Consider the following 19,541-nt stretch of genomic DNA (forward strand, 5'->3'; position numbering starts at 1 on the left):
CGATGCGCAAACTTGTGAGCCTCGCTTTCGTTGCCCTGATCGGGCTCGGCACGCCGATGCACGCTGCCGCTCAGACAGACGGGCCAGAGCCGGCTCAGGCGGTCGACCAGGATCGCGACGCCGGCGACGTCCAGCAGGGCGACGACTTCTATTGCCGCGAGCGCCGCCTCGGACAGTGGTTCTACTGTGAGCGCCCGACGGTGGAGAAGCCGAAGCAGCAGCAGGCGGCCCCTGCTCCTCAGAAGACGGCAACGGAGCAGCTGGCGGCAATCGGCAAGGAGCTGGACGAGCTGAAGGCACGTGCCGTTCTCAATCCCACGGAAGAGAACATTATCGCCTATGTTCGCTTCCAGCGCGAGCAGCTCGACCGCGCCTCGCTGTTCTCCGACACCTGGCAGCGCGCCCTGTGGCAGAACCCCGACATCGACTACACGCTGCAGCGCCCCGTCTCGACGGTCGGCAAGCGCGCGTGGACAGATAACCGCAAGGCCGACCGCACGCAGGCCCTGCAGCACCTGAGCCAGCGCTACGGCATGTTCTACTTCTTTGCGCAGTCCTGCGGCGCCTGCGAGGTGTTCGGCCCGATCCTGCGCTCGGTCGCCGACAGCAACGGCATCGCGGTGATGGCGGTCTCGATGGACGGTGGACCGAGCAAGGACTTCCCAAACTATGTCGTCGACTCCGGTCAGCGAGCTCGGATGGGCGTTCCCGGCAATGTGACGCCGGCGCTGGTCCTGTTCGACACCGCCACAAAGCGCACCGTCCCGATCGGCTACGGCATCCTCACGGCCGACGAAATCATGGACCGGATCTTCACCCTCACCCAAACCAAGCCCGGGAGTGACTACTGATGCGCCCTCCCCAGCCCCCCCGCTTCCCCCTTCTCCGCGCCTTAGGCCGAAAGCTGTCATCGAGCGTCGCCGTTCTTGCGGCGGCAAGCATGATCCCTATCGGTATCGCCCGCGCGGACGTCGCAGGGCAGATGAACAGCTTCTTCAATGAAGCTGGCGGCGCCGCCAATGTCAGCGGCCCGTCGGCATATCAGGGGCAGACCGCCGGCTATTACACCGGCGGCAATGTCTGGACGCGATTCCCGCAGAAAAGCGTCTCGCCCTTCAACCTGCAGCTGCCGAGCGCGCGTGCCGGCTGCGGCGGCATCGACCTGTTCACCGGCTCCTTCTCGTTCATCAACGCCTCCGAGATGATCGCCATGCTGAAGGCGACGGCGAACAACGCCCTCGGCTTCGCCTTCAAGCTCGCGATCGACAGCGTCTCGCCGCAGATTGGCAAGGTGATGAGCGAGTTTCAGCAGGCCGCTCAGCAGATGAACCAGATGAACATCTCGTCCTGCGAAGCGGCGCAGGGCCTGGTTGGCTCGGTCTGGCCGAAGATGCAGGGCGCTCGGTCCACGATTTGTACGGCGGTCGCTAACTCTCAGGGCAAGTTCAGCGATTGGGCGCGATCGCGCCAGGGCTGCAACGCGGATGGCGAGCAGGACTCCATCCTTGCCGGCAACAACGATCCAAAAATGGCGGATCACATCCCCGGCGAGCCGCGGAATTACACCTGGGAAGCCATCAAGCGCTCCAACAAGTTTGGCGGCTACGACACGCAGTTTTCCGAGTACCTGATGACGCTGGTCGGGACTGTTGTCGTGAACACCGCGGCAACCGACGGGACGCCTTCCATTCGCTACTTCGGTCCCGGCGAGGACGCGGTGGTCACCGCCCTACTGGATGGCACCGACGGCGGCCCTCCGGTCAAGATCCTCAAGTGCGACGAGGACGTGAAGTGCCTCAAGCCGACCGAGCAGAACCTCACCATTCCGAAGGCGTCCGCGCTACGTCAGCGCGTGAAAGACATGATCGCGTCCATGAACACCAAAATCCGGTCGGATCAGGCGCTCGATACGGCCGAGATCCAGCTCCTCAACATGTCTCCCCTGCCCCTCTACAAGATCCTCGCCGTGCAAGCCTTCGCGCATGCCAGGCTTGATCCGTCCTCCGAGGATGCCTTGGCCGAGATAGTGGCGGTGAGCCTCCTCTCGGCCATGATCGACAACATGCTGGATCGGGTCACGCAGGCGCAGGTGTATTTCCAGCCTGCAGATCAGGCGACGGCTGAGACCTGGCGCCAGCAGCTCCGCGAGGCGCGCGGCAAGTACGAGCAGCGCGAGTACAAGATCAAGGATACGGTTCAGATGACCGAGATGATCATCAACCGCTCCGTAATGCTCGAGTCCACCCTTCAGAACACGCTTTCGCCGGGCATGGCCGCCGCGCTCAACTTCTCGCGCGGCCTCAACGCCCAGGGCCTCAAATAGGATCGGAAGGCACGCCATGCTCGAGGTGTTCACGATCGGCGGCGGCGAGTACATCGTCAACGTCTTCAATGCGGTAGCGGCTTGGACCGGCGGGGGCGGCTATAAGTCGCTGATCAAGGTCGTGATGGTGATCGGCCTGATCTACTCGCTCATGGCCGTCGCCTTTTCGATGAATGTGCGTGCCTGGCTCAACTGGTTCCTAACCGCCACCGGCATCTACCTCTGCCTCATGGTGCCTACCGTCCAGATCAAGGTGACCGATCGGATCAACCCGTCTCTCGCGCCGGCAACGGTCGCCAACGTGCCCCTGGGGCTCGGCGTGATGGCCAGCTTCACGAGCCAGGTCGGCGACTACCTCACCCGCACGGCCGAGACCGTGTTCACGATGCCGTCCCAGCTCAATTACGCGACAAACGGCATGATCTATGGCGCACGCCTGTTCGATGCGACGCGCAATTTCCAGATCCGCGACGCCGAGTTCGCGACCAACCTGCAGCAGCACTTCAAACAGTGCGTATTCGGCGACATCATGCTGCATCACAAATCGCTCACTGACCTGGCTAACTCGAAGGACCTGTGGGCGGATCTCGGCCCGGGTTCGGAGGCGCGCGGCCAGTCTTGGCTTGAGCGCGATCCCAGCGGCGGCGGCGTAGATTCGGCCATCGTCACCTGCCAGCAGGCATATGAGATGCTGAGCGCACGGTGGCAGCCGCTTATCGAGGCGCACGCCGGCCTTTGGGGGAAGGAAGCCTACCCTCGCCTCTCCACCGCCCTCGCAGCCCAGAAGCTTAAGGAGGACGTGCCCATCACCAACACGGCCTTCACCAGCGCCAGCTCCGACTACACGGGCACGATGCGGCAGATGACGGCAATCAACGCGTTCATGCAGGCGCGCGACGCGATGGCGGGTGGATCGGGCTCGGCGGCGATCGACACATTCGCTACCACCCGCGCGGACATTCAGGCCCGGAACACCTATAACTCGATCGCCTACCAAGCGATGAGCTGGGTGCCGATCCTCAATATCGTGTTGACCGTCGTGTTCTATGCCATGTTCCCGGTCATCTTCCCGCTGTTCCTGCTGCCGCAGACCGGCGTGGGATCTCTCCGCGGTTATGCAACCGGCTTCTTCTATCTGGCGTCCTGGGGCCCGCTCTACGTTATCCTCCACATGATCTGCATGACCAAGGGCGAGTATGCCGCCCAAGGCGTGGCAGACGGCGGCGTGACGCTGAGCACCTTCGCCGGGATTGGCGCGGTTAATGCGGAGACGGCGACGATCGCCGGCTTCCTGGTGATGAGCGTGCCGTTCATGGCGGGTGCCCTCGCCAAGGGTGCCATGAGTGTCTCGACGCAGGCGACGTCCATGCTCGCCCCGGCTCAGAACGCAGCTGAAGCATCTGCCCTCGAGCAGACCACGGGCAATTACGCCTACGGCAACGTCAGCTACGCGAATTCGACCTCGAACATGCGCCAGAGCAATCAGTGGTCCGACGCCCCTACCTTCAGCACCGGAGCGTTCTCACAGGCCTATCGGGGCGAAGGGGGGGTCGGTTTTACCTCTACGGCCGACGGCCACCGAGTGATTGATGCCACTCCGTCCATCAGCAGGCTGCCTTTTGCCCCGCAAGAAACCCTCGCGTCGACTGCCACCCAATCGCGGCAGGCAGCAACATCTTTCCGAATTGCGGAGGGCGCGGAACAGGTTGTCCGCGAGGAGACGTCACACCTGAATGCCTTGCGAAACGGACACACACTGTCGACCGAGAATGCGAGTGGTTTCACATCGGGTGCTGGGGCTCGAGGTGGGGCAAGTGACGAACTCCGCACCCAGCGGGCTATCTCTGATAGAGCTTCCGTTGAAGACCGCGACGGAATCTCCTCTGGAAACCGCAATCAGGCCGAAGTGGGCAAGACGACCAACTATGCGGACCAATTTTCCGGAGGCGTGCGAGGTACGGTCGGCGCTAAAGGATCTCTGGGGATCGGAGGCGGCGGCACTGGTGCCGACATTAACGCCGGGGTGACTGGTGATCTGGGCTGGAACCGTAGCCTCACGAAAGCGGACACCACAGCTGAAAACCAGAGCCGGTACGCCTCGCGTGATAGATCGCATTCGGCTACGTCTAGTATCAGCACCGACGTTACGGCTAGCGGCGGCCAGTCCGTAAACGATGGCACGTACTACGAGAACGGTAGTTTCGCTCGCTCCACCCAAAGCGACACGCGCACCAGGGCTATTGAAGAGTCATTGAGCCGCATCAAGTCTTATTCGGAAATGGCTAGACACTACCGCGAGCTGGGCCATTCACTCGAGCAGAATGTAAATTACGCACAGAGTCATGGCTTTGCGATGTCCCAGAACCTTAGCAACGAGCTGCAGACCTTCTACGACAAAGAAGTCGCGAACAACGCCGCCACCGGCGTTATACCGCCCCTATACGCTACTAACCTTTCGCCCGCGCAGGAGCAGGCGCGAAACGCCGTCATCCAGAAGTTTATGTCCTCCCGGAGCGAAGCGGTCGAAGCCGACATACAGTCCGCCCTCAACGATCCGGCCCTAAAAGCACAAGCAATACCGGGGGTGGGTACTGCTGAGGACGTAGCAAAGATGTACCATGGCGGTGGCACAGGATCCGCAAGGCCAGTCTCCGTACCCGCCCCTGACAGGTCGGGTCAGGAAGACGCGATCTCGTCCGCGTCCAATTACCTCCTCAGCGAGCAAGACGATCGGAAGCAGGACTCTCGAGCCAAGCTTGAGGCGCCTCTCCCAAGGCCGAAACCGGATTAGCGCGTCAGGACGCTGAGTGCCCCAAAGACACCGATTAGAAGGAGGGCAGAGATGACCGGGATGGCGATGAGCAGGAAAGTTTTAGCGCTTACCTGGCGAGTGTTCGAGCGCGTCTCTTCCTCTCTCATCCAACCGGCCGAATCCATTTGCCAAAACGGCGGGCCATGTCGTGATGAGTCAGAGTTCCAAATGATTGGCTGTCGAGGATCGATGCGCATGGCGGGTCTCCGCCATGGTCTTCGCACAGGATGCCGCTGATGACAACACAGGAGGCCCAACGTTCGAATCACGTTTGCGCTCGGAATCGGGCAAGCGATTTGTCCCTATTCGCCTCATGGGTCGTCGTCAGCGCACTGGCTCTCGCTCCACTGATTGAGCCAACCGTCGGCTTCACGAGCTTGATTTACGTAAATGGGGTGATTGCTCTTGTAACTTCGCTGATATCGTGCGCGTTCCTCCGCCGTCGCCAACCTTGGCTGAGGTTGGTTCTTCATATTTACAGTCAGGTTATGATCTGGCTTTCTCTCACCGTCCTTCTCATCGCAGCTGTGATTTGCTGGGGCGTCTGATGGTCGTCCACCTCGCCCGCACGGACCATTGCTCGATAGAACGCCCATAGGTTGTCAACTTCCGCTGCGCAGTGGCGCTCCCTGCCCGCGCTCTGGCTGGATAGCTCCTGCCCCCCCACGGCATCAGCACCATGCGAACCCAAGGCTGAGGCTCACAGCCTCGACGACGTGATTGGACAGAGCGCCCTTCTCGGTTAACGGTTTGTCGGGGAAGGAGGCGCGTATGTCGATCCTGCTGCTAGCCTTGTCGTTGCAAGTTACACCCGCTTCTTCATTCGGCAGATCAGCGCCGCTGGAAACTTTAGACGACCTCGTGACATCTGCCCAGGTCGTCGGCGAGCACCAAGCGTGCTGGGTCAAGGTATACTCCTCCGATAAGACCGGTGTGGAATCATCGGAGTATTCTAAGGTAATGGCCGTTCACCTCGCCAGCTTCTCCGATAGGGTCGATCATTTATTAGGGCTCACGCCGGCTCGTCTGAATCGCAGCCATTCGCCGTCTTCAGATTGAACACCTGGCTCTCCGTGGCGTCAGCCGTTGAGAAGCGTCGGTCGATGGTAGCTGCCTCAGAAGAAGGTTGGGGAATTGAGCGCTGCCGCCGGTTGGCTGCGGATGCCGTTCAACGATCGTTGCGCTAGCGTTCTTCGCGCTGCCCGTGCTCAGCCGGGAACAGAAAGCGAACTTAGTTCTTGGGTTTTCGTCGCTTCCGATTCATAGGATCGGGATGCCAATCGCACCGCAGAACCGCTGGCTCTACCCTATCGATTGGCGGGAGATATCGCGCTTCGTCAGGTTCGAACGAGCTCGCGGCCGTTGCGATCGCTGCAGGAGGCCTCATTTAGAAATCGTTCGCCATCTGGGCGACGGACGCTGGTTCGATGCCGGCGATGGGTTTTGGCGTGATGGGCTCGGTCGTCGCATTACGTTGGCAGGTGAAAGCGCGGCCGTTCTCCACACGAAGGTGGTGCTCGCGTGCGCGCACCTCGACCATAAGCCATGGAACAGCGATCCATCGAACTTGGCCGCGCTTTGCCAACGGTGCCATATGATTCATGATGCAGCCGAGCATCGCCGGCAGAGGTGGCTCAATCGGCGCCGCCAGAAGGCAATGCGGGATCTCTTTGACGCTCCTCAAATCCTTGCTACCTTTTGCTAGCAGGCGCCACCTCCAGATATAGGCCGGTAGCATTGGATATGCTATCCTAGCGCACCATATGCTATCCTACCCCTCCCTATGCTATCCTACCCTTCCCTATGCTATCCTGCCCTTCCCTATGTTATCCTACCCTTCCCTATGCTATTGTAACCTTCCCTATGCTATCCTAGGCGACCCTAGCCTTGTATATCGACGGCCAGGCTGTCATAGCGTAGCCTCTGCTAGCAAACGCTAGAAAAATGTAGTCTAAAACCTTCGGGGTCCTGAGATGCCAACGATCACCTTCGCGAACTCTAAAGGCGGGTCCGGGAAAACCACAGCTGCGCTGCTCCTGGCGTGCGAGCTAGCGGAAGGCGCTCCTGTCACCATCATCGATGCCGACCCGCGCCACCCAATATCGACATGGTCGCGGCTACCGAACAAGCCTGACCGTCTCACAGTGGTTACAAATCAATCTGAGAAGACGATCCTGGACGAGATCGAATCTGCAGCGACGGCAGATCCTTTTGTGATCGTCGATCTCGAGGGCACCGCTTCGCGTCTAAGCAGCTATGCGATCAGCCAGTCCGATCTCGTTATCATTCCGATGAAAGAGCAACAGCAAGATGCGCTCGCCGCAATCGACGTAGCTCAGGAAATATATCGGGACATGAAAGCAGTACGTCGAACGATCCCGTTCAGTGTATTGTTCACTCAAACCAAGGTGGTAGCGAAGTCCAGGACGGCACGCCTTATTGCGACACAATTTCGTGCTAATGAAAGCCTTCAGATCTTCAACACTGAGATCAACGAACGAGATGCCTTTTCCGCGATCTTCGCAGTAGGCGGGGGTGTTCGATCCCTGAATCCGCGAGAGGTCAACAACCTTGAGGCAGCCGTAGGAAACGCGCGAGATTTCGCTGAGGAGGTCATCCGCACCCTACGCCAGAACGCCGACGCTGCCAGAGAGGTCGCCTAATGTCTGACCGTCGTAGCACCCTCGACTTTGGAGCGTTGTCGGACTTCGCGCCTAAACCCCGCCAACCAGCACCTGAACATGAACAGGCGCAGGTGGCTGTGGACAGGCATTCTGGCTTTCCTAGCCGAGAGCGTGCCGACGAGTCCCAAATCAACATTCGCGCTCCGGCGGATGTTCTGGACCGGTTCAAAGCCATGGCGAAGAAGGACCGGTACACCTACGGCGCGTTTCTGGAGATCCTGATGGACCGCTTTGAAGCCGGTAAGTGAGGCAGTCTGGCTGATTTAGCGGCTACGAAGCGTCCCGACATCTGACAGAGGGCGGCAGCTGCGAGGCGCGACGCGCGACTTCCAAACGACGTCTCCTAGCGCATGAGCGGACAAGGGGGCCTTCTCAAAAACGAACGCTTGCTGACCCGGGGAGGGGAGGGCGGTCTCGACGCGTGAGAAGCCCGCGGTACCGCCAGCGCCGGATTGTCGAAACCGCTCTCGATTTGGCGTTCTCAAAAAGTGCGTTCTACACAGAGTTGTGAGAAAGGATGCCAATGCTCATCGGGCAGCCGACGACCCTAGCTTGGGCGGAAGGATCGGACGACGCTGGGCGATTGTCCGATCGTCTCGAGCATGTAATCGCTGCTACGGGCTTTGCGACTTAGCTTGGGTGCAACGGAATTGGCCCGGGTAACGGCGAGTTCGAAGCCGGCTGCGTCGATCCAAGCTACAGCCCCGTCCCGAATGATTGGGTGAACAGCATAGCGCCCTCGCTGGCCGTTGGTCCCGGTCAGCTCCGCGTTGAACCGGGCAGCGGCGCTCTGCTCTGTCGCGGCGCGGGCAAGTGTCGCCTGCCAATCAAGGAAGCGCTGCGGGTCGATATGGTCGTCAGGTTCCGGCGACGGATTCATGGAACGAAGCCATCGATCGAATTCGGGCCTCCGGTTGGCCGCCTCCTCCCGAGTCTTTGCTAGTCCCTGCGAGAGAGAGAAGGCGACAAAGGGATCATGTGTGCCCCAACGCAGCAGTTCACGCGCCCAGAAGCCAAACCATGGCAGGCCAGTCGTTTCCTTCCAGTCGCTCAAGGTGGGAGCGGTCAGTGCGTCCACTGACCCGCTCGACCAAGCCTGTGCCACAACCGCGCCAAGGGCCATCCCGAGCCGATACTCAAGATTGTCCGCTACGAAACGCTGCCAGGTACGTAACTGGTCAGGCGCCGGCTGGGCGACTTCAGGCTCGTTCATCCACCAGCCGAGAACATCGTTCCAGCGCTCGAGCAGGCGCTCGTCGGTGTCGGTGCGTCGTACGCGAAAGCCAAAACCCCGATCGCCTTCGAGCAACCCGCCGATCCGCTTAAACACGTCGAGGCGCTTCGCCGGGCTAAGGACGCCATAGTCGACCGCCCCCGCGATCTCAGCCTGGATCGCGGATGCGATCGCGGCGAACCGACGCCCAATCACGGGCGTAAAGCCAAACTGGTAAAGACGGGAGCGCTCTGCGCGATCAGGGTATAGGTGGGTCACGATCCCCGCGCCCCGTCGCACGAACGCCTGCTCGAGCCATGCTTCTTGTGCGGTCGCTGCAGCGCTGAAGGTCCGCTGCCACACGCTGACGAGATGGGCCTCAACGACTGCCCGAGGCATGTCGACGTCGCCGGACTGCTGAAATTGCTCGACTATGGCCAAGGCAAGACCGTCGAGTTCATCCATAGCGTCTGCAAGGCGTGCCAGTGGATCCGTCGCTCCCGTGCCAGCGGCTTCGCTTACCGCTACCGGAGCGGTTGCCTCGAGCCAGGTTAGGAAGTTTTCTGGAGAGACGCCGAGCACGCGATAGGCGCGATCCCAGATCATGTTCAGCAACATCACCAACGGAGACGGCACCTCGTCGGCGTCGCGCTCCTCGATCACGAGGGCGTCGCGCAACCGTTCGTAATCGGCGGTCAGCTCAGCCTGCTGGCGACGTTGGGTCCGTTGTCCGGCAGCGGCAGTGGTGGATATCTGGCTTGGGAGCGCGACGAGCGTCAGCCCTTCGATCCCTCTTGAGGCACCAGGGCGTCCCGCCCGTCCCGCCAAATTGCGAAACTCGGCCGTCGCAAGTGGCGCGATGATAGGCTGCTCGGCCACCGGATCCCACGAACGTCGCTTTAGGGAGGTCAAGAAGATGAGATCGAAAGGGAGGTTGACGCCTTCGGTCAGCGTGGCAGTCGCTACCGTAATAGAGCAGATGCGTCGATCGATCATCTCCACCATCAAACGGCGGAGCCGCTGTGGCATCTGGCCGTGGCTAGTAGCTATCCCCCTTTGCAGCAGGAACAGCTCGAAGCTGTCGCTTCCGCAATAATCGACGCACGCGGCGCATGCCTCATCGTACCGGGCCCGTTGTGGGCCTTCGGGTGGCTGAAATCGGAGGATCGCCTGCCAAGCGACAACTCCCAGCGCTTCCTTGTACCAGCGCATCGTCTGCTCGGGTTCCTGCGCAACCGAGATGAGAATGCGCTGATCTTCCTCGACCAGGTGCAGAGCGGTCCAAAGGACGCTCAAGGTGTTGAAGCGATTCAAGCTATTGCGCCACGCTGATGGCAGCTGCGGCATAGGAGCAACGCGAAGGGGGAGATAAACCGGCTCATCTTGTCCGCGCAGATAAAGCGGACGACCGTTCATCAGGTCGAGCAGCACGCGGCCGGATCGATTTGGTGCGGTCTCAAGGACGCCGATCACCTGCCGAGTACTGCGGTACCGAACACCAACCGCCTGAGCGCCGGCTCGCCCTTCGATCCACCTGGCAACGGGTTGAGCAGCGCCACCGGCTACAGCTGTGAGAGCGATCCGAATAAGATCGGGCCGCATGGCGATGATCCGCGCCACCATTGCCTCAAGTCGGATCGATCGGTTGCTATGTTCGGCGAAGCTGAGGCGGGTCGTCTCGTCGGCGTCGGGGACGACCTGATGGGCTTCGTCGATGATCAGAAGTTTGAGGCGCGCTAGTAAGAGAGAGCCGAGATAGCGCATCAATGCCTCGGCCTTCTCGACGGTCGCGATCAGCACAACGGGTCGCTCTGTAGTCAGCCACGCATCGGTAACGCCCCAGTCCGCGCCACCGTACAGCCCGGTAATCAGGCATTCACGGCCGAGTTCGGATGTGAGTTTCGCCTCGACCTCGTTGGCGAGCGCTCGCGAGGGCACGATGTAAAGCGCGAGCGGACCGATCAGCGAAGGCTCTGCCCGCAGCAGCAGCTCTTTGACGATCGCTAGATTGGCAACTAGCGTCTTGCCAGAGCCCGTAGGCGTGCAGAGCGCGAAGGAGTCATCCTTCAGCAAACGCTCCAAGCCATGCATTTGCGAAGTCCACAATATGCCTCGCCCGCGACTAAACTGGTCACGCGCATAAGCGCTGAGCATACCTAGGCGTTCGGGACGCAAGGAGGCTAGGGCGCGGAGGGGATTGTAGATCGAAGAGGCAGCGTATCGATCAGCCACGTCGCGGATAAGCGAGAGGACAAGCGAAGCGTCGTCGCTGAAGGTGCGTGCCGCCATCTCGTCAAGCGCATGCAGCTTGGCAAGCGCCCGCTCGAGACGGCCGTCGTCGCCACGTCGGAGGCAGTCGGCAACAAGCCCAACGCAACGGACGAGCTCGATTGTGAAATACCATGTGACCCGGTCGCCGTCTTCTTCCTCAGGCTCCGAGAGGGCAGAGGCGAGCAGTGTGCCTTGATCAGCGCCAGTCAAATGAGCGTGATCGTGCCAAAAGTCGGTAACCTGCGACATGACATCGTCGAAGTCTGCCCGCAGGAACGCCGCTAGGAGGCGTACGCCATTCTGATCTGAAGTAACCTGCGCGAGCAACCCGCTCGCCATCGCCGGCAGGCCGCCTAGCTGGTACGCGCCGGCCGCCAGCAGCTCAATCGGCACAATCGCTCGGAGCCCATCGTCAGCGCGTGCAAGCCATTCGAGCAGCTCCCCGGTACGGCGGTAGCAGTCGATCGCGCCAGGTGACGTCGGACCATCAAGGGTGCGGAAGATGTGTGCGGCATGCAGCAGGCGACGCGCATCGCTTAGTTGGCGATCCGACTCCTCTGTCATCCATTGGATCGTTGGGACCTGCCAGGTCGCTTGAAGGCATCGTACGAAGGCACGTGCCTGAGGCCGGGACAGCTCGTTCTCAATTGCGAGGCGGTCGCGAACCTGCTCAGCTACCTCACGGCGATCTTCATTCGCCATCGCTTAGGCCTTCCAAAGTGAGGAGTAGAGCCCGTCGATCAGGGCCTCGCCGCCATCGAGAATGAGCTCAACAACCTGCAGGTCATGCGCAGACTTATATTCGCTAGGCGCCTGCTCCCAGGGCACCAGCACACTGAGCTTCTTGCGTGTCTTGGCGCCGTTGCCGGCGATGAGGACGAGGTTGGTGCGCGCGAGCGTAGGCGTTGCGGCGGTGATCGCCGCGTCCATCGACGCAATCGCGTTCGCATGGTTGACCGGGTCACGTAGCTCAAGAAGGCGCTGTAGCTGTCGGAGGCCCTTGGGCACGACGCTGTCGCGGTTGACCTCAAACCAGATGCCCTTTCCGTTGTGAATCTTCTTGCCTGACGTAGGGCAAGTGACGTCCTTGTCGCCGTGAAGTAGCGCTGCGACGGCCGAGTCCGTCAACGACGTCCGCCATTTCGCTTCGCCGACAATCACGCGCACCACGCGTCCGCTTGCATCAAGTCGGATGCCAACGAAGTCAGACCCGAACCGACCGAACACTTGCCGCTTGCGCGTCGGGTCGTAGCGGAGGTCCCACAAGTAGCTTTCGACATCTGAGTGGAAGCGAAAGAGGAAAATTGGGACCGACCAAGGATGTTCGCCCACGAGCTCATCGGCATACGCTTGGGTGACGAGCCCAGCGATTACTTCGCCAAAGAGGCCGCGGCGGGCTACCGAGGGGAGGCAATCAGGATAGCAGGCGTGTTCCCCGGGTGCGCCGGCGTCTGGATGAAGGTCAATCCCAACCTGGTTATGAAAATGCTCACGCGCGTCGAGATGTGCGGATTCGAAATAAGGGCGCAGCGCATCGATCAGCGACTGGTCGATCGGTTGAACCTGCTCAAGAAGCAGATGCCCATAGCGATCCTCGACCGTGCCATGGGCATCAAGCCATGCCTGAAGGGCGGAGGTAGGGGGCGGTTCAGTATGCACGTCTATAGCCTAGCGGATCATCACGATCTTTGTAGCGCCCGCATCGGCACCGGTGCCAGTAGACTCACCGGCGCTATGCAAAAGCGCCGATGAATTTGACTATCGTATATGCTCAAGCTTGAGGTTGTCGACCTTCACGTTCTTCCACTCACGATCAGCTGTCAGGGCAGGCACGCCAAGCTGCGCAGCAAGTGCAAGACACGATCGATCACCTAACCCACGGCCATATTGGCGCGTCTGAGAATGCAGAGCAGCAGCGGCGTAGGCCGCTTCGGTATCGTGGGCGCGCACGTCCAGGCGAAGCTCGTCAAGCAGCTCGCGGGTAGTCGCCTCATCGAGGCCGCTGAGCAGCAGCTCCTTAATGACCTCCTGGAGGTTGACCGCCGAGATTGCGGCACGGCCGATATGCGGAGCGACCATGTCGGCACCGGCTTCATCGCGAACTAGGGCCAGCACTGCGGATGCATCGAGCACAGCGGAGGTCATTGTACGTGTCGTTCCTGTTCGCCGGCGGCCGCATCGCCGAGATCAGCTGCAGCTTCTGCCTTCCGGTCGCTAAGGAAGTCGTCGGTCGTACGCAGATGCTTGGCATGTTCGCGATAGAGCGCTTTCGCGCGTGATACACCATGACCGATCGGTGTCAGGCGGACTTGATCGTCTTCAATCGTAAGGATGACTTTTGCGTCGCCGTGCAACCCCATCGCCTTCCGAACTGATGCAGGAAGGATCATGCGACCATTTCCAGCCACCTTAACATCTATGCTTCGTGACGCCACTGTCCTATCCTTCCGATGCCCTTCCGACCTTTATGCCATTTGGCGGCAAATGGCACAAGACCGGCGTACGTCACGAGCGCTGGTGGCACGGCACATAGTCGTCCATCTGGGTATACCCTGACTGACAACGCCGTTTTTGGCAGCTTAGTACGACTAGTGAACATGTCACATTGGTACCACCCAGATGTGACGGTCACCGGGAGTCACTGGCTCTCACAAACGATCGATTATGAAGCGCGACCATGTGAGAACGTGTAGCAGGCGCGTGGCGCGTATCAAAACACTTTCTCGATTGGGGTGGCTCGTGATAGGCGTGGAAGGTGAGTTTTGAGAACGGTTCATGCTGATCGGTTACGCGCGGGTGTCGACGCCCGAACAGGATTTGACGCCTCAGCTCGACGCGCTGCGCGAGGTGGGCTGCGAGCGGTCCTTCACCGACAAGGCGAGCGGCGCCAAGGCGAACCGCGCCGGCCTGGCTGAAGCTCTGTCGCACGCTCGCGCCGGTGACGTGCTGGTGATCTGGAAGCTGGATCGGCTCGGCCGGACGTCCAAAGGCCTGATCGATCTCGCGACCGAGCTGGAAGCCCGCAACATCGGCCTGCGCTCGATAACTGACGGGATCGACACATCGGGGACCGCGGGCAAGTTCGTCTTCCGCATCCTCGCTGCGCTGGCGGAAATGGAACGCGATCTCATTCGCGAGCGCACGACTGCCGCCCTAATGGTGGCGAAGCGCGAGGGCAGGGTAGGCGGCCGAAAGACGGTAATGACGCCCAAGCGGATCGAGGCGGCCCGCAAGCTGCTCGCGGGCGGTATGACGGTCCGCGAAGTGGCGCCGGCGATCGGCGTTTCAGTCCCCACACTCTATCGGCACTTTCCGGCGCCGGTGCAGGATGCGATCAGCGCGGAAGGGGAAGGAGCGTCCGCTTGAACGTCTGGCCCTTTCCTTGAAGCGCCAATCGAATGTCTCCGCTTCGGACGCGACATCTAATGCGTCGAACCGATCACATGCCCTGTTCCCATTTCGTTCTCTCGCGAGTTACAAGGGAGCGAAGGGAATCAACATGCTGCCTCTGATGCAGCCGGTCCCGGTCGCCGAGGTGCCACGGGGAACTGTCCTTCGCATCGTCGGCGCGGCCGGCGCCGGCTTTCCAAGCCCGGCCCAAGATTGGGAAGACGACGCGATCAGCCTGATCGAGCTGCTGCGTCTCGATCGAGCCGCGTCGTTCGTGTTTCGGATCAGCGGCAACAGCATGATCGAAGCGGGCATCTACGACAACGACGTGGTGGTGGTCGATCGCGACACGCGCCCTGCAGAAGGGCATATCGTGATCGCGATCGTCGATGGCGGCTTCGTCTGCCGCCAGCTCGTCCGGCGCCGGGGCGCCGCCTTCCTCGAAGCGCGCAATAGCCAGCAATGCTACGAAGCCACCTCCGCCGATGGCGTCGAGATTTGGGGCGTCGTTCGGACCGGCGTGCGCGATTATCGGCGCTAGGCGGTGTCCTGGGCGATCGTCGACATCGCCAATTTCTATGTCTCGGCCGAACGCCTGTTCGATCCGAGCCTGCGAGGCGTGCCGGTCATCGTCCTGTCGAACAATGACGGCTGTGCGGTCGCCCGCTCCGAAGAGGCGAAGGCGCTGCACGTTCGCATGGGCGAGCCGGTCTTCAAGATACGCGACCGCATCAAGCGGCACGGTATCCAGCTCCGATCGAGCAACTATGAGCTGTATGCTGACCTGAACCGCCGCTTCAATGCGGTGATCGCCGACCATTCCGAGACGGTCGAAATCTACTCGATTGACGAGAGTTTCTTCCGTCTGCCGGTGCTTCCCACCGGTCTCGGCGACGTCGCGACCGCGCACGCGGTCCGCGAGGACATTGCTCAATCAGTCGGGCTGCCGACCCGGATCGGCCTGGGTCCGACGCGCACGCTGTCCAAGGTTGCGAACGCCTTGGCGAAGGCCACCGAAAAGGTGTGGGGCGGGGTGGTCGACCTCCACGACGTCGAGCTGCGCCGGCGTCTGTTCGATCAATGGCCGATCGGGGAAGTGTGGGGCATCGGGGGTGCGCTGGAAGCGCGACTCCGGCCCCTCGGCGTAAAGACGACTGCGGACCTGGCTGCGCTGCCTCCGACGGTCGCGCGCGACGTGGGGACGGTGGTGCTGGAACGGCTCGTGCGCGAGCTGGGCGGGATCGAGTGCGACGACTTCAAGGTAGCGCCCGAACCGCTCAAGGCGACGGCGGTGACGCGCCAGTTCGGCACACCTGTCTCCGATCCCATTGAGCTGCGCGAGGCGATGGCGAGGCGCGCGGCGCGCGCGGCCGAGAAGTTACGCGCGCAAGGGCTGGCGGCAAGCCGGCTGATCGCCTTCGCGCATGGCTCGCGCTATCGCCCGAACCCGCCCTCGGCATCGCGATCGGCGCGTCTCTCTCCCCCGACGAACGATCCCCGCGTCATCGTCGGGATCGCGGGAAAGATGATGGACGCCATGTTCGAGCCGGGGGGCGTCTATACCAAATGCGGCGTGCTGCTGGAGGACCTGGTGCCGGAAGGGGAAGGGCAAGCGGACCTGTTCGCGACGGCCGATCCCAAGGCACCAGCACTTCTGGCGGCAATGGACGGCCTCAACAGCCGATTTGGCCGCAACACCGTCGTCTTAGCCGCGCAAGGATGTGGGTTACGGTCGTTCGACACCAAACGGTCGCATAAAAGCCCGGCATGGACCACGCGGATCGCGGAGATTCCGGTCGCGCGATAGGTTAGATCGCCAGCTCGTCGGCCGGCGTCGCTACCTGCTCTGTCATCGCCCCATCATAGGGTTTGACCAGCGCCAGCGCCTCGTCATGCGAGCCGTCGAGCCAAGTGGTGAAGTCGTGTGGGTGGAGGATCGCCGGCATTGCTTTGGGATGCCAAGGCGAGACGATCGCGTTCGGCGAAGTCGTGGCGAAGGCGTAGGCTTCGCCACGCGCAGTCGGCCGCCATAGGCCGGCGAAGAACGCGATCGGCTCATCAGGGATCGAGAACCATATCTGCCGGGGCTTGCCATCATCGCCGGTGCCGCCCTCAGGGTGGGGCTCGGCGAAGTGGGTGAAGGGGACAAGGCAGCGCCGCTCCGGGTTGGCGAGCGACGGCTTCCACATCGAGGAAGCGAGGTTGCGGGCGTTGGTGACATACTTGTCCAGCTTCACGGCCGGGTCGCGCTTGCTCGGCACCTGGGTCGGGAAGCCCCATTCCATCGCGACCGGCTCCAGTGGCCGGTTGCCCTGCGACGATCGCCGCACGACCAGGCCGTGTCGCGCTGTCCTCTTCCCGGTAGGGAAGATCTCACGCGGCACCGGGTAGGTCTCATCCTCGGGATAGGGCGGCTCGAACCCGCACGCCCGCATGACGGCCGCCTGCTTGGCCGATAGTCGATACCGATTGCACATTTCCCCGTCCTCCCAACGCCGTCAGCGGCTCCGGTCCTTATCGCGCGGCGCCGGCGCTTGCGCCGAGGTCGCGCGGCCGATTTCGCCGTCCAGCGATCCGCCTGCCTTGATCCGATCCGCGACGAGCTGGCGCGTCGACTCCCCGATGGTCCCGACCATGCGCGCGCTCTCGCCCCGATCGCGCGCGGTCTTCATGGCCGCGTCAACGATCGCCTGGGCGGGCGCGAGGCGCGGATCGGCTTGGTTCTTCTCCGGCGTGTTCTTCAGGAACAGCTCGGCAAGCCGCTCCTGCCCCGGCGAATGGCCGGGGGGCAGGATCGGCCGCTCCAGCGACCGCACGGCGCGCTGGAGCTGCGCCGGCTGCTGGTTGTTGATCTGGACGCCAAGCGCCGCGCCGATCTCGCGCACGCGCTCCAACGGCGTCTGCTGGGGCGACACGACGGCATCGACCTGACGGACGCCTAAATAGGTGAGAAGGTGCGATTGGTAGATCGGTCCCTTGGCGTGGCGGACATAGGCGAGTTCGGTGCGCGCGTTGGCGATGACGGGGGAGGGGGCACCCTCCTTAATCAGCCCGCGCAGCCGGTCGGCCGCCTGTTGGCGGGCGGCCGGCAGATAGCGTTCCAGTTCCTCGCGCGCCTTGGTCAGCGTCACCCGGTAGCGTTGCCCCTCGGGCGGGGCACGCTTGGGAAGCATGGCGATCCCTGCGGGGCCGATGCGCGCCTCGGGCGCGAGGTCGCGCTTGATCGCCGCTGCGGAAAAGACTGCGGCCATGCCGCGATGATCGCCGGTCAGAAAGCCGTGGCGGGACGCCTCCATCCAGCGATCCTTGTCGATCGCGGCAATCCGGATCGGGTGGCCGGCTTCGCGGGCGAGCTGGGCGGCATGGTGGCGCATGGTGCGCCCATTCCCTTCGCGGAAGGGATGAATGGCGTTGATCTCGTTGATGTGGTTGCCGAGCCGATCGAAAAACTCGTCGCGAGGAAATCCCCGGAAGCCGCCCTGCGCTCCTACCTCGGCGAACCGCTTGTCGAGTTCGCGCGCCAGATAGGGGACAGCCGCGAAGCTCGATCCGCCCTTGGCGATGTTGACGGTGCGGTCCTGGCCCGCCCAATCATAGAGGTCCTGGAACAGGTGCTTATGGAGCGCCCGATAGCCGTCGGCGGTGGCTGGAAAGGTCAGGCGCGCGGCCTCCGCGCCGCGCGCCTGCGTCAGTCTTCGTTCGGCCTCTGTAAGCGTCTTGTCGTCGGTGATTCCGAGCCGGTTCCGAAGCGTCTCGGTGCCGGGATACGTGTAGGGATCGCTCGCCAAGGTCAGGCGGCGATCTGGCGTGTTCCGGGCTGATAGAGACTGAGGATAATCGAGGGCATGAGCGCGGGCGGAACGCCCTCGTCGAGCATCATCGCGAACATCGCGTCTTCATCGATGGTCGGCGTCATGTCCTCGATGACGAGATTGGCGCGCGACTCCGCCACGTCCTCGCGCCAAAGCGCGATCTGCTCGGGGGTGCCGCGCGCGAAATCCATCTGGCGGATGCGCTCGCGCAGCGTCTCAAGATCGATCTGGGCCATCGCATCATCCTTTCTGCTCTTAACCCTACGCCTTCCAAGGCGATTCCTCAACAAATCACGTGTGAGCGAGGCGGATGCGCGTCGTGATCCGCGCTCGGCTGAACGCGGATCGACGGGCGGGGGCGATCAATACTCGTTCGCCAGCATGACCGTCAGCACACGCTTGGTCTGCCGCTCGTCCCACGGCACTTCACTGCCATAGGTGAGCGTGTTGTCGTAATAATCCACTTTCCAGAAAACCGTTTGGGTAATGGCCTTTTCCTCGCTCGGCCGCTCCTGCGTCCACTTGCCTATCGCGAGCCGATAGACCGCCCCGAAATCATGTTCACCATAGGGGTCGTTGGCCCCATCGAACTGCGAGAAGCCGACAACGGCCGCCAGCGCGGCGAAACGGTCGGCATCGGGAAGGGACTGAAACCCCCGCGTGACATTGGCGATGGAGGCGGTTCCCGGATTGCTCCGGGCCGCGTCATTCAGGCGACGGATGGCGTCGAGATGTTCGGGGCTGCGCATGGCTGGAAACTCCTTCTGGCATGGCCGCAAGGCCGCTCGGCCTCACGGCCCTGCCTGTCCGGCGAGGACGGGATGGGGAGGGGGAGCGAGAATCTGCCGCTGGCGCGGGCGAGCCGCCTAGCGTGGCCGTCGCCTTCGGCGGCGGGTGCCGCGCTTGGCGGATTACACGGGCGGCTGATTGTCGTTCGGGAACGAAAGGGCAGCGCCCTTGGCGTTCCCCTCGGCCGAGGTTTCGCCTGAGCGGAGCGAGGCCGCTCACGGGCATCGCGCCTGCGGCGCGGCCATTG

18 protein-coding genes are annotated in these 19,541 nt (G+C 62.2%); 9 read left to right on the plus strand and 9 right to left on the minus strand.

Annotated features, from left to right (window positions below; genetic code table 11):
* Window positions 1–2: 2 nt before the first annotated feature.
* From SPI01S_RS10330 to SPI01S_RS22240, 4 genes are all read left to right on the plus strand, one after another.
* Window positions 3–851: a conjugal transfer protein TraF gene (locus SPI01S_RS10330; RefSeq protein WP_084253384.1), complete on the plus strand. Its 849-nt coding sequence runs from the start codon at window positions 3–5 to the stop codon at window positions 849–851.
* 89 nt (window positions 852–940) lie between these two features.
* Window positions 941–2,323 (plus strand): conjugal transfer protein TraH, encoded by a 1,383-nt coding sequence (locus SPI01S_RS10335; RefSeq protein ID WP_066721865.1) that lies wholly within the window; start codon window positions 941–943, stop codon window positions 2,321–2,323.
* Window positions 2,324–2,339: 16 nt separating this feature from the next.
* On the plus strand, window positions 2,340–5,114 hold the full coding sequence (locus SPI01S_RS10340) for a conjugal transfer protein TraG N-terminal domain-containing protein (RefSeq protein WP_066721866.1): 2,775 nt from the start codon (window positions 2,340–2,342) through the stop codon (window positions 5,112–5,114).
* Window positions 5,115–5,906: 792 nt separating this feature from the next.
* Window positions 5,907–6,194, plus strand: a complete 288-nt coding sequence (locus SPI01S_RS22240) for a hypothetical protein (RefSeq protein WP_157084636.1) — start codon at window positions 5,907–5,909, stop codon at window positions 6,192–6,194.
* Window positions 6,195–6,522: 328 nt separating this feature from the next.
* On the opposite strand, the gene SPI01S_RS22835 is transcribed toward SPI01S_RS22240, so the two are convergent.
* Entirely contained in the window at window positions 6,523–6,873 is a 351-nt protein-coding gene (locus SPI01S_RS22835; RefSeq protein ID WP_157084637.1) for a hypothetical protein, read from the minus strand.
* Window positions 6,874–7,108: 235 nt separating this feature from the next.
* Here SPI01S_RS22835 and SPI01S_RS10350 point away from each other — a divergent pair, with 235 nt between their 5' ends.
* Window positions 7,109–7,798: an AAA family ATPase gene (locus tag SPI01S_RS10350; protein WP_066721870.1), complete on the plus strand. Its 690-nt coding sequence runs from the start codon at window positions 7,109–7,111 to the stop codon at window positions 7,796–7,798.
* Window positions 7,798–8,067: a hypothetical protein gene (locus SPI01S_RS22250; protein ID WP_157084638.1), complete on the plus strand. Its 270-nt coding sequence runs from the start codon at window positions 7,798–7,800 to the stop codon at window positions 8,065–8,067. The genes SPI01S_RS10350 and SPI01S_RS22250 overlap by 1 nt, the downstream gene beginning before the upstream one ends.
* A 299-nt stretch (window positions 8,068–8,366) precedes the next feature.
* Here the strand turns inward: SPI01S_RS22250 and SPI01S_RS10355 are convergent, their stop codons facing one another.
* From SPI01S_RS10355 to SPI01S_RS21775, 4 genes are all read right to left on the minus strand, one after another.
* Complete coding sequence (locus SPI01S_RS10355) at window positions 8,367–12,005, minus strand: DEAD/DEAH box helicase (RefSeq protein ID WP_066721872.1); 3,639 nt, start codon at window positions 12,003–12,005, stop codon at window positions 8,367–8,369.
* 3 nt (window positions 12,006–12,008) lie between these two features.
* A complete protein-coding gene (locus SPI01S_RS10360) occupies window positions 12,009–12,962 on the minus strand; it encodes an aminotransferase (RefSeq protein ID WP_066721875.1) in 954 nt (317 codons plus the stop codon).
* Window positions 12,963–13,061: 99 nt separating this feature from the next.
* On the minus strand, window positions 13,062–13,448 hold the full coding sequence (locus SPI01S_RS21770; RefSeq protein ID WP_084253387.1) for a type II toxin-antitoxin system VapC family toxin: 387 nt from the start codon (window positions 13,446–13,448) through the stop codon (window positions 13,062–13,064).
* A complete protein-coding gene (locus tag SPI01S_RS21775; RefSeq protein ID WP_084253388.1) occupies window positions 13,445–13,738 on the minus strand; it encodes an AbrB/MazE/SpoVT family DNA-binding domain-containing protein in 294 nt (97 codons plus the stop codon). Before SPI01S_RS21775 ends, SPI01S_RS21770 begins: the two co-directional genes overlap by 4 nt.
* A 340-nt stretch (window positions 13,739–14,078) precedes the next feature.
* Here SPI01S_RS21775 and SPI01S_RS10370 point away from each other — a divergent pair, with 340 nt between their 5' ends.
* The 3 genes from SPI01S_RS10370 (at window position 14,079) to SPI01S_RS10380 (ending at window position 16,500) form a co-directional block, all read left to right on the plus strand.
* Entirely contained in the window at window positions 14,079–14,669 is a 591-nt protein-coding gene (locus tag SPI01S_RS10370) for a recombinase family protein (protein WP_066721879.1), read from the plus strand.
* 133 nt (window positions 14,670–14,802) lie between these two features.
* Window positions 14,803–15,234, plus strand: coding sequence for a LexA family protein (locus tag SPI01S_RS10375; protein WP_066721881.1), 432 nt, complete (start codon window positions 14,803–14,805; stop codon window positions 15,232–15,234).
* Between the two features lie 3 nt (window positions 15,235–15,237).
* The gene (locus SPI01S_RS10380) at window positions 15,238–16,500 is read left to right on the plus strand and encodes a Y-family DNA polymerase (RefSeq protein ID WP_174539093.1); all 1,263 of its coding nucleotides are present in this window, start codon (window positions 15,238–15,240) and stop codon (window positions 16,498–16,500) included.
* 1 nt (window position 16,501) lies between these two features.
* On the opposite strand, the gene SPI01S_RS10385 is transcribed toward SPI01S_RS10380, so the two are convergent.
* The 4 genes from SPI01S_RS10385 to SPI01S_RS10400 form a co-directional block, all read right to left on the minus strand.
* The gene (locus SPI01S_RS10385; RefSeq protein WP_084253389.1) at window positions 16,502–17,170 is read right to left on the minus strand and encodes an SOS response-associated peptidase family protein; all 669 of its coding nucleotides are present in this window, start codon (window positions 17,168–17,170) and stop codon (window positions 16,502–16,504) included.
* Between the two features lie 21 nt (window positions 17,171–17,191).
* Window positions 17,192–18,481 carry a Fic/DOC family protein gene (locus tag SPI01S_RS10390; protein ID WP_066721884.1) on the minus strand — a complete coding sequence of 430 codons (1,290 nt, stop codon included), beginning with the start codon at window positions 18,479–18,481 and terminating at the stop codon, window positions 17,192–17,194.
* Window positions 18,482–18,483: 2 nt separating this feature from the next.
* Window positions 18,484–18,741, minus strand: a complete 258-nt coding sequence (locus SPI01S_RS10395; RefSeq protein WP_066721886.1) for a hypothetical protein — start codon at window positions 18,739–18,741, stop codon at window positions 18,484–18,486.
* A gap of 126 nt (window positions 18,742–18,867) precedes the next feature.
* Entirely contained in the window at window positions 18,868–19,254 is a 387-nt protein-coding gene (locus tag SPI01S_RS10400) for a DUF3768 domain-containing protein (RefSeq protein WP_066721888.1), read from the minus strand.
* Window positions 19,255–19,541: the final 287 nt, after the last annotated feature.

Origin of the sequence: Sphingomonas pituitosa NBRC 102491 (assembly GCF_001598435.1) — a bacterium.
GTDB lineage: Bacteria > Pseudomonadota > Alphaproteobacteria > Sphingomonadales > Sphingomonadaceae > Sphingomonas > Sphingomonas pituitosa.